Raw genomic sequence first — 13,191 nt, 5'->3', positions numbered from 1 at the left:
CGGGATGACGCGAATGCGGGCACCTCGAGCAAGACCCGACGCCTACTTCAGTCCGGAGCGCACGAACGCGTTGACGACGTGGCGTTGCATGAGCAGGTACAGGACGAACACCGGGAGGCAGGTCATCCCGGCAAGGGCCATCATCGCGCCCCAGTTGGTGCCCTCGGCCGTCATGAAACTCCGCAGGCCGATCTGCACGACCGAACCCGCCCGCTGCAGGATCATCGCGGGCCAGAAGTACTCATTCCACGCATTGATGAACAGGAGGATTCCGAGCGCCGCCAGCGCCGGCCGCAGGTTGGGCACGACCACGGTCCACAGGATCGACCACGACCCCCGGCCGTCCAACTCGGCGGCCGTCACCAGCTCCTTGGGGAAGGACTCCAGGTGCTGGCGCAGCATGAGCACGGCGAGAGCCGAGCACATCGTCGGCATCACCACGCCGGCCAGCGTGTTGAGCAGACCGAGCTGCTGAAGCAGAACGTAGTTCGGCAGCATCGTGACCTGGAAGGGCACCAGCCAGGTGCCGACGAAACCGAGGTAGAGCAGTCCCTTGAAACGGAATTCGAAGACGGCGAATCCGTAGGCCGCGAGCAACGCGACGAGTAGCTGCGCGACCATCGAGCCGGTGGCGACCGCGCAGGTGTTGAGCAGCAGACGGACTACATCGGTCTGCGCCCCCGCGTCGGCGAAGTTCTGGAATGACAGCGGCCACGGCAGCGGGGCCAGCGAGTACTGGTCCTCGGGTCGTCGCAGCGCGGTCGCGACCATCCAGTAGATCGGGAACCCGCAGGCCACCGCGATGGTGGCGAGGACGAGGTGACCGCGTATCCGTGCACCGCGGGTGACGCCGCGGGCGCGTGACTCGCGGGCGGGAACCGCACCCACCGCTGTCGCGGCGTCACGCGTGGTGGCGGCGCCGGTCAGGTCGTGGGTCCGCAGGTCACTTGTCGTCATGGAAGGTCACCCGTTCCGATAGGCGGACCAGCCCGGCGGCGAGCAGTCCGAACAGGACGAAGACGACGATGCCCATCGCCGCACTCATGCCGGCATCGAAGGTCTGGAAGCCGTACTCCCACAACAGGTAGTACACGTTGGTGGTGGCACCGGACGGACCACCCTGGGTGAGGGTGTCGATCAGTGGGAAGGTCCACTGCGCGCTCAGGAGCACGGTGAGCAGCGTCAGGAGCACGAGGGACGGAGAGAGCAGCGGCAGCGTTATCCACCGGTCGATCTGCGCGTTCGTGGCACCGTCCACGCGGGCGGCCTCGTGGTAGTCGGGGTTGATGCCGGCGATGCCGGCCGTGACGACCAGGACGGCGAAGCCGACGACATGCCACCCGGTGATCACGATGATCGCGAGCTGCGCCGTCCGGGTGTCGTTGATCCAGTTGACCTCGAGACCGAGGACGCGATTGATGGCACCGTCCTCCGGTTCGGCCAGCCACCGCCAGGCCGCCGCCGATGCCACGGGCGCGACGAGGAACGGTGCAAAGATGACGCTCTGGTAGATCACCCGCATCCGGCCGGTGACGCTGCGGCTCGCAAACGCGATCACGACCGGGGCCAGTACCGCGAAGGGCAACAGTCCCACGATGACCTCCACTGTGTGCCAAAGGGATTCACCGACCTCGGGGAGTTCGGTGAGCCGCTGGTAGTTGTCCCCGCCGACCCCGACCATCGGGTTGTCCGGCAGCAGGTTCCACGAGTGGAACGACAGCTGCACGGCCTGCGCCAGTGGCCGGTACGTCCAGATCACCAGCAACGCGACCGCCGGGGCGAGATACATGTACGGTGTCGCGCGGCGGAGGATGCGCCCACGCGATGGTCGTCGTACCCGGGTGGGCGCGGCAGCGGGCACATCCCGGGGCGTCGTACCGGACGGAGAGGGGTTGCCGAGAGGAATCAGCACGGGTCAGTCCTGACGTGCCGGCTCACGCAGTGCCGCCAGCGTCTGTGATTCGTCGGCGTCGTACACCGTCTCGGTCGGGGTGGCCTCGACCGCGGTCGCGACGACGGTGCCGTCCACGACGTCGATGCGACTGAAGCCGTATCCGATGTGCCCCCGATGCCGCCCCACCGGGGCGAGGGTGTCGAGACGGTAGGCGAGTGCCGGCCCGACCCACACCGGGATCCCCGCCAGTGAACCGCCTCCGGTGAGATGCGAGTGCCCGCAGACGATCATCCGCACATCGGATCCGGCAAGGGCCTCTGCCAGCCGGTCGGCCTCGCGCAGGCGCAGCAGGTCGATCGGCGCGATCGCCGATCGCAACGGCGGATGGTGAAGCGCCAGCACCGTGGTGCCCGACGGTGCGGGCGTTGCCACCTCGTCGCGCAACCAGGCCAGCTGCTCGGGTTCGAGCCATCCGTCATGCCGGCGCGGACGGGTGCTGTCCAAGGTGATCACCCGGGTTCCGCGCAATAGATGCACGGTGTCGTGCGGCGCATCGGGATCACCCGGCTGGTCGAACAATCCGATCCGGAATGCTTCTCGTGCATCGTGATTGCCCATCGCGTAGATCACCTGTGCGCCGATCGACCCGGCCGCGGGCTCGACGAGGTCGCGCAACCTGCGGTAGGCCCGGACGTCCCCGTTGTCGGTGAGATCACCCGACAACAGCAGCGCATCCACGCGCCTGCCGGAGGCGACGATCCGCTCGAGCACCTCGCCGAGGTTGCGGGCGCTGTCCACGACGCCCCGCAGCAACTGTCCCGGGGGCACGATGTGGGTGTCGGTCAGTTGCAAGATGGTGCAGTTCGTCGTACTCATCGAGCCGGCATCAATCGGGTCGACTGGCGCTGCGCCTCGCTCAGCGCGGCCTGTGGGTCGGCACCCTGGTAGACGACCTTCTCGACGGCTGTCATCAGGTTGCTCTGGATCTGCTTGTAGCTGTTGCCCGGCATCGACCGCCAGGGTTCGAGTCGTTGCAGCTGATCCAGATTCGGATCGATCAGCCCGCGGTTCTCGCGTGCCCATTCGCTCAGGTGAGCCGGGTCGTCGACGAGGCCGGTACGGAGCGGCAGGTATCCGATGCCCTTGGCGATCGTCGTGAACGCGTCGTTGCCGGTCAGATAGCGGATCAGCTCCCACGCCGCCCGCTGCTTGGCTGGGTCCTTGGCGAAGATGTACAGTGCCACACCGGAATTGGTGGGTACCGTGGGATGTTGGCCGAAGGCCGGCATCGGTGCCGCGCGTAGTTCCCACTTGTCTTTCGCGCCCCCGAGGAACGTCGCCTGCATGGAACTGCTCTCCAGGATCATGCCCATGTCGCCACGCGTGAATGCCTCGTAACCCTGCTTCTGCGTGAATGCCGGTGTGCCACCGGACTTCACGAGCTGCTGGGCCATCGTGGTGACCGCGATCGCGGCGGGGTCGGCGAATGACAAGGTGGTGCGGTCCGGGGAGATGACCTGTCCGCCGGCGGAACGGATCAGGCTCTGATAGCACCAGTCGGTGGCCGATTTGGTCAGGCAGTCGATGTAGACGCCGCCCTTGCCGGTCCGGGCGGCGATCGCACGGGCTGCTCCGGCGACCTCGTCCCACGTGGCGGGAGGCTTGTCGGGGTCGAGGCCGGCGCGGCGGAACAGGTCGGCGTTGTAATAGAACACCGGGGTCGACATCACGAACGGAATTCCGAAGGTGACGCCGTCGGACACACCGAGCGTTCGCACGCTCGACGCGTAGGGGTGGCGCTCGGCGAAGTGCGCTTCGACGGCGTCGGTGCCGAACAGTGCCGAGAGTGGCTGGGCGCCGAGCTGGTCGACGACGAAACCGAAATCGCCGAAGCCCAGCTGTGCGACGTCGGGGGCCGAGCCGGCCACCGACTGGTTCTGCACGCTCGAGATGGCGTCGCGGGCGGGGTTGGGGCTGTTGCCCTGCGGTTTCTGGGCCTTGACGGTGATGTTGGGGTGTTTCTTGCTGAAATCGGCGATCAGTGTGTTGAAGGTGTCGGTCCATGCACCGGCCAGACCGTAGTTGTAGCTCTCGAAGACGATCGTGACCTTCTGGGCCGGATCGAGTTCGGGCACCGCGACGGCGGTTCCCTCCCCGGCGGTCGAACCCATGCTGCAGGCGGACAGTACGACGGCGGTGGTGGTGAGTGCGGCGACGATCGCCACTGCTCTGCGACGCAGGGACCTGCGACTCATGATGCTGCTCCTTGTCGGATGAGGGTGTTCTCGCGGGTGGTGGAGGTGTCCGGCTTCCACTGCAGACGCCGGCCGCTGGACCGGTCGAAGAGATGGATGTCGCCGGCAGCGACGGACAGGCGGATGTGGTCGCCCGCGCGCGCCGTCGGGCGTCGGACGCGGGCCTGCAATGTCGTGGTGTGGGCGCGCAGGTGCAGGACCTCGTCACTGCCGACGTTCTCGACGGTGAGGACCTCCGCGGCGATCTGGCCGCGCGGGTCGAGCACCATCCGTTCCGGCCGGATTCCGGCGGTGACCTCGTGCGGGGCATATCCGCCGGCCGGCGTGGGCAGGTCGATCGGTAGGTGAATCCCGGGTGCGCGCACCACCATCCGGTCGTTCTCGGAGGCCACCACGGCGTCGAACAGGCACATCGGCGGGGCGCCGAGGAACGCGGCCACGAAGGTCGACGCGGGTTGGTCGTACAGCTCGTCGGGCGCGCCGACCTGCTCGACGTGGCCCGAGTCGAGCAACACGATGCGCGTCGCCATCGACATGGCCTCGATCTGGTCATGGGTGACGTACAGGAACGTGGCGCCGATGCGATCGTGCAGGTCGACGAGTTCGGTCCTGGTGGCCGAACGCAGCCGGGCATCGAGATTCGACAGCGGTTCGTCCATCAGATAAGCGCCCGGTTCCTGCACCATCGCACGGGCGAGGGCCACGCGCTGGCGTTGTCCGCCCGACAGGGCTGCCGGGCGGCGTGCGAGCAGTTCCGTGAGTGCGAGCGACGACGCCACCCGCTCGACCCGTCCGGTGATCTCAGCGCGCCGGACAGACCGGGCCCGCAGCGGGAACGCGACGTTCTTGGCGACAGTGAGATGCGGATACAGGGCGTAGCTCTGGAACACCATCGCGAGACGCCGGTCTCGGGGCGGCAGATCGGTGACGTCGTGGCCGTCGATCCGGATCTCACCCGCGGTCGGCTCGGCGAGACCGGCGATCATCCGCAGGAGCGTGGACTTGCCGCATCCGCTGGGGCCGAGGAAGACGATGAACTCGCCGTCGGCGACGTCGAGGTCTATCGAGTTCAGCGCTCGTGTGGACCCGTAATCCTTGGTGAGTCCGGAAAGCTCGATCCGGCTCACGACGAGATCGCCTCCGGCAGCGACCGATCCGGGCGGTCATCTGGATGGTGTCGTGCGGTTCCTGCGGTCATGGTGTCCCCTCCGGTTCACGATCTGCGCAGACACAGTGTCGGGCGCGGACGGTGACGAGGGGGGATGGATAGGCAGCGCCTATCGTGCGAGAGCGGGCGGCCCGGAGCTCACACCGGCGGGCGGTACCAGGAGGCGGTCGGCACGGTGAACGGTGTAGGCGTTCCCGCCCACCGCTGAACCCGGCGTCCCACGCGGCCCTCGTCGGTGACCACGGCATGCACGACGATGGCGGTCACGACCAGGATCGCGGCGAAGACGAACAGCCAGCCGATCGCGACGAAGACGATGCCGAGCGTGCCGAAGTAGCGGATGGTGCTCGACGCCAGCGTGGGCAGCGCGACGCGGCTCCCGGCCAGCAGCACCGTGATCAGCAGGCCCGTGCCCACGCCGTTGAGCACCAGGAGGCGGAGCGGGACCTGGGTGGAGACCAGCAGTCGCGGGATCACGGTGAACGTGGCGGACCAGATCATGACCGTCACCACGAAGATCAGCACGATGCCGAGCAGCCCGCTGCCCCCGAGATAGATGCCGAAGAGCGATTCGGCCCGCAATCCCGTCGACAATCCTTGCGCGGTCACGGCGGCCGGGATGAGGAACAACACGACCACCCAACGCCAGAACGCTCGCCATGGCAGTTTGGTGACACCCCAGATCGAGACATACATTCGGCCGAGTGCACGTGACAGGGAGGTGGCGCCGGCGATGGTCATCAGTGCGCCGATGACCCCGAAGGTGGCGAAGGACTGCGGGTCGTCGACCGACGTGTGGTCGAGGCGGCTCACCGGGATGCCGAGTTCGGTCAGCGCGTCGTCGACGACGTCCGTGCCCGGCAGGGTGAGCACCAGGATGACGATGGGCAGGATCGAGGTGAACGCCTGCGCGGCGAGGGTCATCGCCCGGTCGGTCACGTCACCGCGGGCGATGTCGGTGAGGATGCGCAGGCTGAGCGTCGCACCAGGGAGTCGGAGCACGCGTTCGGCGAACGCGCGCACGTCGGGACGGCGCATGAAGACTCCCATCGGGTACAGCGGACCCTCATCATCATTGGTGATGCCGTGAGCCCCCGTGACACCGGGCGTGCCCGGTACTACGACGCCGAGCGACTCGTGTTCCGGCTTTTCGACACCGCGTCGTCGTCGCGCACCGTGCAGCTGGCCGGGACCGAACTCACCTTGCCGGCCGAGGCCCGGTTCGCCTCGATCGAGGCGGTGCGTGACTACGTGCGGCGGGTCTTGGAGCTGCCGAGCGTACGATCGCGGTTCCCGCGCGCCGCCGAGCCCGTGTCGGTACGCGAGCGCCGAGGTCAGAGCTCGGCGCACTACGCCCGGTCGACGACGGTGTCCGGAAACGAACTCGTGCGCGCCGAGATCGCGATCCCGTCGTCGGCCGAGGGGCGGTGGGCATTACGGGAGCTGGTCGTTCTGCACGAACTCGCCCATCATCTCGACGACTCCAGGGGCCCGGGACACGGACGAGGCTTCGTGCTCACCTTCATCGAACTCGTGGGTATGGTCCTCGGGCCCGAGGCGGCGTTCGTCTTCCGCGTCGTCCTCGCCGACTCGGGGATCGGCTGATCGGGTTCAGTGGCCGGTGATCGCCTTGGCCGAATGGCCGATCGTCGCATCGCCCCCGGCCATGATCCGCATGAACTCGCGCTGTTCGGCCATCCCACGCTCCGCGGCCCGTTCCCGTCCTCCCGGTCGCTGGGCGGCGATCGAACGGATGATGTTGACGGGGAACCGGATCGCCGGATACCACGGCAGGACGAACGGCAGTCCCAGGGTGTGCATCGCACCTCGTCCGAGGAACGCGCTGGTGATCGAGAGATGTTGCGAGCGCGCGATCTTGCGCCGCAGACCCGCGAACCGGCGATAGTCCCACTGGAGTGGGTCGTCGGCCATCGGAACCGAGAGCTGCCTGGTCGTCTCATCCGGGGTCGAGAGGACGTACGAGGTTTGGTGGAGCACACGGATCGCGTCGCGAAAATCCCTGGGCAGGAACTCGTCCTGGACGCCGAGAAGCCAACCGGTGTACCGCGTGAGGTGTGCGACGGCGTCGTACTCGCCGGGCCGATTGACGAGTCCCATCATCACCGCTCCGAGGCTGGGCGAGACGAGCGCCCCGATCAGCGTCGCGGCCATGTCGGTCTGGTTGATGGGAAGTCCCCAGGCGTCGGAATCCCAGTCCGGGAGGGCGGCGACGTGGCGTCGGACGAATGCATGGATCAGCCGGACGTGCAGCGTCGATCGATAGCCGACTCCCTGTGGCAGCAAACCGTTCTCGGTGATGACGTCGGTGGCCCACTGGGTGGTCTCGGCGAAGCGCTTGTTCGAACCCTTCTCCAATGCGCCGGTGCGCAACAGGGTCTGGTTGAAGCCGGAGAACTGGTAGCCGCCCAGCAACGCGACGTCACGTGCGACGTACAGGCCGTCGGCGCCGCCGCTGCGCATGATCCGGGCACCCTCTTCGATCAGGTCCCGGTCGACCCAGTCCGGGGTCTTCTCGTAGACCTCGAAGAACTCGCGGAGCGGAGCCGGGGCGTCGGTCACCGAAGCGATGCCGTTCTCCAGCGCCTGCTCGAACAGCGGACGCGCCTGCGTCATCCCGGCCGTGTGCATCCACTCGACCAGGCGATCGGCCGGTTCGTCGCCGACGGTGAGGAGCTCGCCGATGTGGCGGAAGAGTTCTCGGTCGGGTTTACGCAGGCCCAGCAGAAGGCCGACGGCCCACAGGCCGGTCGGGATCTTGCACGGACCCGATGGGTGTCGCGTCGGGATCGTCGTCGCGGTGGGGAGCGGTGCAGGGGGGATCGGCGCGGCGGGGCCCGGGGGCGCCTGCGGTGCGGTGGAGGCGACCCGTGAGGTGGTCATCGGACGTGCACTCCGATCGGAGACGTTTCGAACAGGGCTGTCATCGAAACGTAGGTCTCCGGCGCCGCAGAGTCAATGGGACGGATGAAAATATTCGTCCCAAATGGCTGGTCGCAGGATCGGGATGTCAGACGGTGGCGGCGTCCTCCAGGTCGGAACGCAACCCCTCACCGGCGAGCAACGTGAGGTAACTCGGATGCGCGGGGTCGAGGACCAGGCGCTGCTTGCGGCCGCGTGCCTTGATCAGGTCGGGCACGACGGTGAGGTAGCGCGGCAGGCTGGCCGCGTAGACGTCTACGCGCAGACGGTGGCCGGGTTGCAGTACCGCGTCGGTGGGGACGAGGTCGACATCGATGCGGACCGGTTCGTCGGCCGGGACCGGCAGTTTGTGCTTGTGGGACAGGTAGTGGTGCGCCGACAGCAGGCTGCCGTCGGTGGTGTACGTCGACTTGCTGCGGTCCAGGGCGCGATTCGACGCCGACAGTGCGCCGTTGGTGAGTACGGTCGACGTGCCGTCGGGCGCAACGTCGTTCACGGTCACCGCCCAGATCGCCTCGTGCGCGGTGGTCGCGACGTTGAGTCGCAGGTTCATCGCACCGCTGACCGGGGTCGCCTCGAGAACCGGTGCCGTCGTGAACGACAGCGCACCCCGCTCCTGGAAACGAGCGTCCTTGGCGTAGTCGGCGCCGAGGACCATCGTTGCGCCGGCAGTCACCTGGGTCATGTCGCGCGACCGCAGTCCGCGGGTGTCGGGACGGATGTGCAGCGATGAGACACCTTGTGCGGGAGTCGAACCCAGCGTTCCGTCATGAACGGCGTGATCGGCGGTGGACGAGGTGTCCGGCGTCAGGTAGAGCCGGGTCGGCGCCACGCCGGGCCGCGGGAAGTTCTGTCCGGCCGTCCACGCGCCGCCCTGCTGCAGCATGGTGACCGGACCGTAGAACTCCACTCCGTTGCGGTGCCCCTTGAGCCAACGGTCGAACCAGGCGCGTTCGAGGACGTCGAGTCGCGGCGGCGCGAACTTGCCGCCGTAGCCCGAGCCGACGTCGAGGTGATAGCCGTCGCCGACGATCATCTGCTTGCGGCCCGGTTCCATCTTCAGTCGTTCGTAGACACCGGTGGCGCTGCGACCGAACAGGTCGTGCCATGCGCCGACCGTGAACGTGGGGGCCTCGATGCGGTCGACGATCGGGTCGCGTTCGTCGAAATACGGGTCGTCGAAGATGCGTGGGTCGCGCGCGGTGAGGAAACCCCAGAGCAGCGAGGGGATATCGGTGGCCGGCGACTTCACCCGGTCGATGGCCCACCGCAGAGCGTGGCCGCTGACGATGTCACGAACGATGTTGGCGGGGTTGGGAACCCACTTGAGCATGTTGACCGCCGACAACCACACCGGGATGAACGCCGACGGCATCCCGCCGGTGATGTAGATGTCACGCACGATGTCGTCGCAGCCCTCGACCGCGAAGACCGCCTTCAGCTGTGGCGGTCGCTTGTCCGCGGCCTGCAGCGAGTTGATCGCCGAATAGGACCAGCCGGCCAGGCCGACGGTTCCGTCACACCATTCCTGCTCGGCGACCCAGTCGATGATCTCCAGCGAGTCCTGCTGCTCACGCGGGCCGAGGATCTGCCACTTGCCGTGGCTGGCTCCGGTACCGCGTACGTCGACGACGACCTGTACGTAGCCGCTGCGCACCAGGTTGCGGTTGATGCCGAAGACGTCGAAGACCCCGCCGGACAGCGTCTGGGTGAGTGTCGTGAGGCCCTCGAGTGCGGTGCCGCTGGCGTCGATCGACGCCGACGCCGTGTGCAGGGCTTTGCCGAGCACAGGAGCGTGCAGTGCCTGATCGACGAAGTCGATGGCGGCCCGGTTGTACGGGTTGATGTTGATGATCGCGGGGTAGGGCGTGAGAACCGTCTGACCGAACCGGTTGGCCGGGCGGATCACCGTGGCACGCAGGACGGCACCGTCGCTCATGGTGATCGAGACGTCACGATCGATGACGACGCGCGGGTACAGCTGCTTGCCGTCGACCTGTTCACGCCAGCGGATGGCGTCGGCGCCACCCGTGGGGTCGCCGAGGGGGAGGGTGCCGAAGTGGGGCGCTTCGGTGATGCGCCGCGAGGGAAGTGGCGAGGGAACCGGGCGCGCGCGTCGTTCCGCGGGATCCAGCTGATACGTCATGGTGCATCACCCTGCCTGGGGTGGGGTGCCACACCGTGTGTGCTGCTGGTCGAGATGGCCGGGTGGACACCGACGCCCCGTCGTGTCGGTCGTGGGCGCCAGGCGGATCCGACTGCTTGGGATCCGGTGTGTTCCAGGTCACCTCACACGTTCGCTGAAGAATAGCTCAGCTTCGGTATCGGATGGCTAACCGGGTGGCGTCGGTTTGACCATCGGGGGATCTACGAACGATCACGTTCGGGCAGCGACAGGTCGATCGCGGCGGCGGCCTCGAGGACCATCCAGGCCGACAGCTGCACCGACAGGTCACGTTCGGGGACCTCCGACGGCGTCACGGCACCCGCGACGAACTGGGCTTTCTTGCCGGAAGCCGTTGGTACGACGGCCCTGCGGCGCCAGTCGCTGGGGAAGACCACGTGCCCGCGGATCTCCGTGCGATTGGCCCAGGCCGCGTCGGCGCTCGAGGTCACGATCCGGGCTGCCCGGGCGCGCAGTTCATCCGATCCGCCGACCTCGGGCAGATCGGTGGCGACGAGCGCCAGATAGCGGGCGAGCACCCCGTGGAACAGGCCGCCGTCGCCGCCTCCGCCGCCGTTGATCACCCCGTCGGTGCACGAGTGCTTCTCGACGGCCCCGAGAAGCCGGGCCAGACGGTCCAGGTGACGCTGTTCACCGGTCTCGCGGAAGACCTCGAGTTCGGCGCCGAGTACGACGCCCTGGCAGTAGGTGTACGTGCCGGTCTCGGCCTTCAGCGAACCGTCGGGCTGCTTCTTCAGGCCGTCGATGACCAGGTGGGTCTTCGGGTCGATGAGGTTGGCGTCCATCCAGTCGCACATCGCGACGGCGCGTTCGACGTGGCCGGTGCGGGCGACCAGGATCGCGGCGGGGCCGTTTGCGGGGGCGTTGAAGAACTGATCGGTGGTGCGCCACGGGATTCCGCCGCCGTCCTCGGGGACCCAGGCGTCGAGCATCCGTCGGGTCAGGGTCTCCAGGCCCCGCCGGTGGTCGAGGTCGAGGTGGCGGTCGGCTCGTTCGATCGCCAGGCCGAGCCAGGCCATGTCGTCGTAGTAGTTGTTGGTCCACCGCCCGAGGTTGCGGACCTTGATCCCGCGCAGTACCCGGTTGGCGTCGTCGGCGATGTGCGGATCGAAGGAGCGGTCACCCTCGACACGGTGGATCGCGGCGTCGACGAGAAGGTCGACGAGATGCGCATGCCACCAGTAGTGCCAGGATCCGAGGTGCGCCGCGACGAATCCGATCGGCCAGGCGACGGCCGCCGTGCGCGTCGCCGGCAACCCGAACGCGCGCTGCAGGTGGCGTGCCGCGATGGCGTCCATGGCGGCCTGCGCGCGCTCATTGGGGTCGTGCACCTCGGTCGATTTGGATTGTTGCCCCACGACCACGTAGCCTAATCGTCGATGTGATGCACACCCGTGCGTCGTATCGGTTCAACCAGAGACCGTTGGTCGTCGGGAACTCCCGAACGAAGGCGCGACGAAGTCGCCGGCCCACGCAGGATGAACGAGGAATGTTGTCCCACACATTACGTGTGTGCGTCTTCACCCCCGTGCCTGCGCGCCGGGGCGTTTGTCATTTCCGCCTCCACGGCCCGTCGCTCAGTTGAACCCGACCAACTCAAGTGACGAGGAGAGGAGGCGAAGTATGGCCAAGTCCGAAAAGGTCGCCGCTGTTGCGGAGATCGCAGAGCAGTTCAAGGGCTCCACGGCGACGGTTATCACGGAATACCGTGGTCTGTCCGTCACCCAGATCTCCCAGCTGCGACGTTCCCTCGGTGAGGGTGCAACCTACTCCGTCGCCAAGAACACCCTGGTGAAGCGTGCCGCTGCTGAAGCGGGCGTGGAAGGGCTCGACGAGCTGTTCACCGGTCCGACCGCGATTGCCTTCATCGAAGGTGAGCCGGTTGTGGCCGCGAAGGCGATCAAGACGTTCGCCAAGGACAACAAGGCTCTGGTCATCAAGGGCGGGTACATGGACGGCCGCGCGCTGTCCATTGCCGAGATCGAGCAGATCGCCGACCTTGAGACCCGTGAGGTCTTGCTGGCCAAGCTCGCCGGTGCCATGAAGGGCAACTTGGCTAAGGCAGCCGGCCTGTTCAACCAGCCGGCATCGCAGGTCGCGCGTCTCGCAGCGGCCCTGCAGGAGAAGAAGAACGAAGCCGGCGAATAACTCGCCGCACCAAGCCGATCCCCGAACCGTACGGGGATGCACACCAACCCCGTACGGGGACTTACAGGAAGGACGCCACCATGGCGAAGCTCACCGCTGACGAGCTCATCGATCAGTTCAAGGAACTGACCCTGCTGGAGCTCAGCGATTTCGTGAAGAAGTTCGAAGAGGTCTTCGAGGTCACCGCGGCCGCTCCGGTCGCCGTTGCCGCTGCCGGTGCACCGGCTGCCGGTGGCGCCGAGGCTGCTGCCGAGCAGGACGAGTTCGACGTCATCCTCGAGGGTGCCGGCGACAAGAAGATCCAGGTCATCAAGGTCGTCCGCGAGGTCGTCTCGGGTCTGGGCCTGAAGGAAGCCAAGGACCTCGTCGAGGGTGCTCCGAAGGCTCTCCTGGAGAAGGTCGACAAGGACGCCGCCGAGGCTGCCAAGGCCAAGCTCGAAGAGGCCGGCGCCAAGGTCTCCGTCAAGTAAGACTCTTCTTACGCGACTCACGAGCCCGGGACAGCATTGCTGTCCCGGGCTCGTTGCTGTGTTGGCCTGACTCCCAGACTTCATTTCGACGTTGCGACCTCGATCGAAGTCGCAACGTCGAAATGAAGTCT

At 67.2% G+C, this 13,191-nt stretch carries 12 protein-coding genes; 3 read left to right on the top strand and 9 right to left on the bottom strand.

Annotated elements, in window-relative coordinates:
• Positions 1-42: 42 nt before the first annotated feature.
• The 6 genes from BPODLACK_RS14445 to BPODLACK_RS14420 all read right to left on the bottom strand — a co-directional run bounded on the left by BPODLACK_RS14445 (position 43) and on the right by BPODLACK_RS14420 (position 6,355).
• Positions 43-957: a carbohydrate ABC transporter permease gene (locus BPODLACK_RS14445; RefSeq protein WP_236577682.1), complete on the bottom strand. Its 915-nt coding sequence runs from the start codon at positions 955-957 to the stop codon at positions 43-45.
• On the bottom strand, positions 944-1,912 hold the full coding sequence (locus BPODLACK_RS14440) for a carbohydrate ABC transporter permease (RefSeq protein ID WP_201450617.1): 969 nt from the start codon (positions 1,910-1,912) through the stop codon (positions 944-946). The genes BPODLACK_RS14445 and BPODLACK_RS14440 overlap by 14 nt, the downstream gene beginning before the upstream one ends.
• 3 nt (positions 1,913-1,915) lie before the next feature.
• On the bottom strand, positions 1,916-2,770 hold the full coding sequence (locus BPODLACK_RS14435) for a metallophosphoesterase (protein ID WP_159405519.1): 855 nt from the start codon (positions 2,768-2,770) through the stop codon (positions 1,916-1,918).
• Positions 2,767-4,149, bottom strand: coding sequence for an ABC transporter substrate-binding protein (locus tag BPODLACK_RS14430; RefSeq protein ID WP_159405518.1), 1,383 nt, complete (start codon positions 4,147-4,149; stop codon positions 2,767-2,769). Before BPODLACK_RS14430 ends, BPODLACK_RS14435 begins: the two co-directional genes overlap by 4 nt.
• Positions 4,146-5,276: an ABC transporter ATP-binding protein gene (locus tag BPODLACK_RS14425; protein WP_006435316.1), complete on the bottom strand. Its 1,131-nt coding sequence runs from the start codon at positions 5,274-5,276 to the stop codon at positions 4,146-4,148. The genes BPODLACK_RS14430 and BPODLACK_RS14425 overlap by 4 nt, the downstream gene beginning before the upstream one ends.
• Before the next feature lie 179 nt (positions 5,277-5,455).
• Complete coding sequence (locus BPODLACK_RS14420; RefSeq protein WP_006435317.1) at positions 5,456-6,355, bottom strand: YhjD/YihY/BrkB family envelope integrity protein; 900 nt, start codon at positions 6,353-6,355, stop codon at positions 5,456-5,458.
• A 48-nt stretch (positions 6,356-6,403) separates the two neighbouring features.
• Between BPODLACK_RS14420 and BPODLACK_RS14415 the strand changes: the two genes are divergently transcribed.
• A complete protein-coding gene (locus BPODLACK_RS14415; RefSeq protein ID WP_006435318.1) occupies positions 6,404-6,922 on the top strand; it encodes a TIGR04338 family metallohydrolase in 519 nt (172 codons plus the stop codon).
• 6 nt (positions 6,923-6,928) lie between these two features.
• Here BPODLACK_RS14415 and BPODLACK_RS14410 read toward each other — a convergent pair whose 3' ends face one another.
• From BPODLACK_RS14410 to BPODLACK_RS14400, 3 genes are all read right to left on the bottom strand, one after another.
• The gene (locus BPODLACK_RS14410; RefSeq protein ID WP_006435319.1) at positions 6,929-8,218 is read right to left on the bottom strand and encodes an oxygenase MpaB family protein; all 1,290 of its coding nucleotides are present in this window, start codon (positions 8,216-8,218) and stop codon (positions 6,929-6,931) included.
• A 127-nt stretch (positions 8,219-8,345) separates the two neighbouring features.
• The gene (locus BPODLACK_RS14405) at positions 8,346-10,403 is read right to left on the bottom strand and encodes a CocE/NonD family hydrolase (RefSeq protein WP_006435320.1); all 2,058 of its coding nucleotides are present in this window, start codon (positions 10,401-10,403) and stop codon (positions 8,346-8,348) included.
• A gap of 221 nt (positions 10,404-10,624) precedes the next feature.
• On the bottom strand, positions 10,625-11,800 hold the full coding sequence (locus tag BPODLACK_RS14400; RefSeq protein WP_024499807.1) for a glycoside hydrolase family 76 protein: 1,176 nt from the start codon (positions 11,798-11,800) through the stop codon (positions 10,625-10,627).
• Positions 11,801-12,065: 265 nt separating this feature from the next.
• Between BPODLACK_RS14400 and rplJ the strand changes: the two genes are divergently transcribed.
• Positions 12,066-12,590, top strand: coding sequence for a 50S ribosomal protein L10 (rplJ, locus tag BPODLACK_RS14395; RefSeq protein ID WP_006435322.1), 525 nt, complete (start codon positions 12,066-12,068; stop codon positions 12,588-12,590).
• Between the two features lie 80 nt (positions 12,591-12,670).
• On the top strand, positions 12,671-13,060 hold the full coding sequence (rplL, locus tag BPODLACK_RS14390) for a 50S ribosomal protein L7/L12 (protein ID WP_005199657.1): 390 nt from the start codon (positions 12,671-12,673) through the stop codon (positions 13,058-13,060).
• Positions 13,061-13,191 lie beyond the last annotated feature (131 nt).

The organism is Gordonia sp. YY1 (assembly GCF_009872315.1).
GTDB lineage: Bacteria > Actinomycetota > Actinomycetes > Mycobacteriales > Mycobacteriaceae > Gordonia > Gordonia amicalis.
This window is presented reverse-complemented; position numbering and strand designations above follow the sequence as displayed.

Bases quoted from the DNA above. Each gene is read 5' to 3' on its own strand.
- BPODLACK_RS14445 (WP_236577682.1), bottom strand. From the start codon at position 957: ATGACGACAAGTGACCTGCGGACCCACGACCTGACCGGCGCCGCCACC.
- BPODLACK_RS14435 (WP_159405519.1), bottom strand. From the start codon at position 2,770: ATGAGTACGACGAACTGCACCATCTTGCAACTGACCGACACCCACATC.
- BPODLACK_RS14430 (WP_159405518.1), bottom strand. From the start codon at position 4,149: ATGAGTCGCAGGTCCCTGCGTCGCAGAGCAGTGGCGATCGTCGCCGCA.
- BPODLACK_RS14420 (WP_006435317.1), bottom strand. From the start codon at position 6,355: ATGCGCCGTCCCGACGTGCGCGCGTTCGCCGAACGCGTGCTCCGACTC.
- BPODLACK_RS14410 (WP_006435319.1), bottom strand. From the start codon at position 8,218: ATGACCACCTCACGGGTCGCCTCCACCGCACCGCAGGCGCCCCCGGGC.
- BPODLACK_RS14405 (WP_006435320.1), bottom strand. From the start codon at position 10,403: ATGACGTATCAGCTGGATCCCGCGGAACGACGCGCGCGCCCGGTTCCC.
- rplJ (WP_006435322.1), top strand. From the start codon at position 12,066: ATGGCCAAGTCCGAAAAGGTCGCCGCTGTTGCGGAGATCGCAGAGCAG.
- rplL (WP_005199657.1), top strand. From the start codon at position 12,671: ATGGCGAAGCTCACCGCTGACGAGCTCATCGATCAGTTCAAGGAACTG.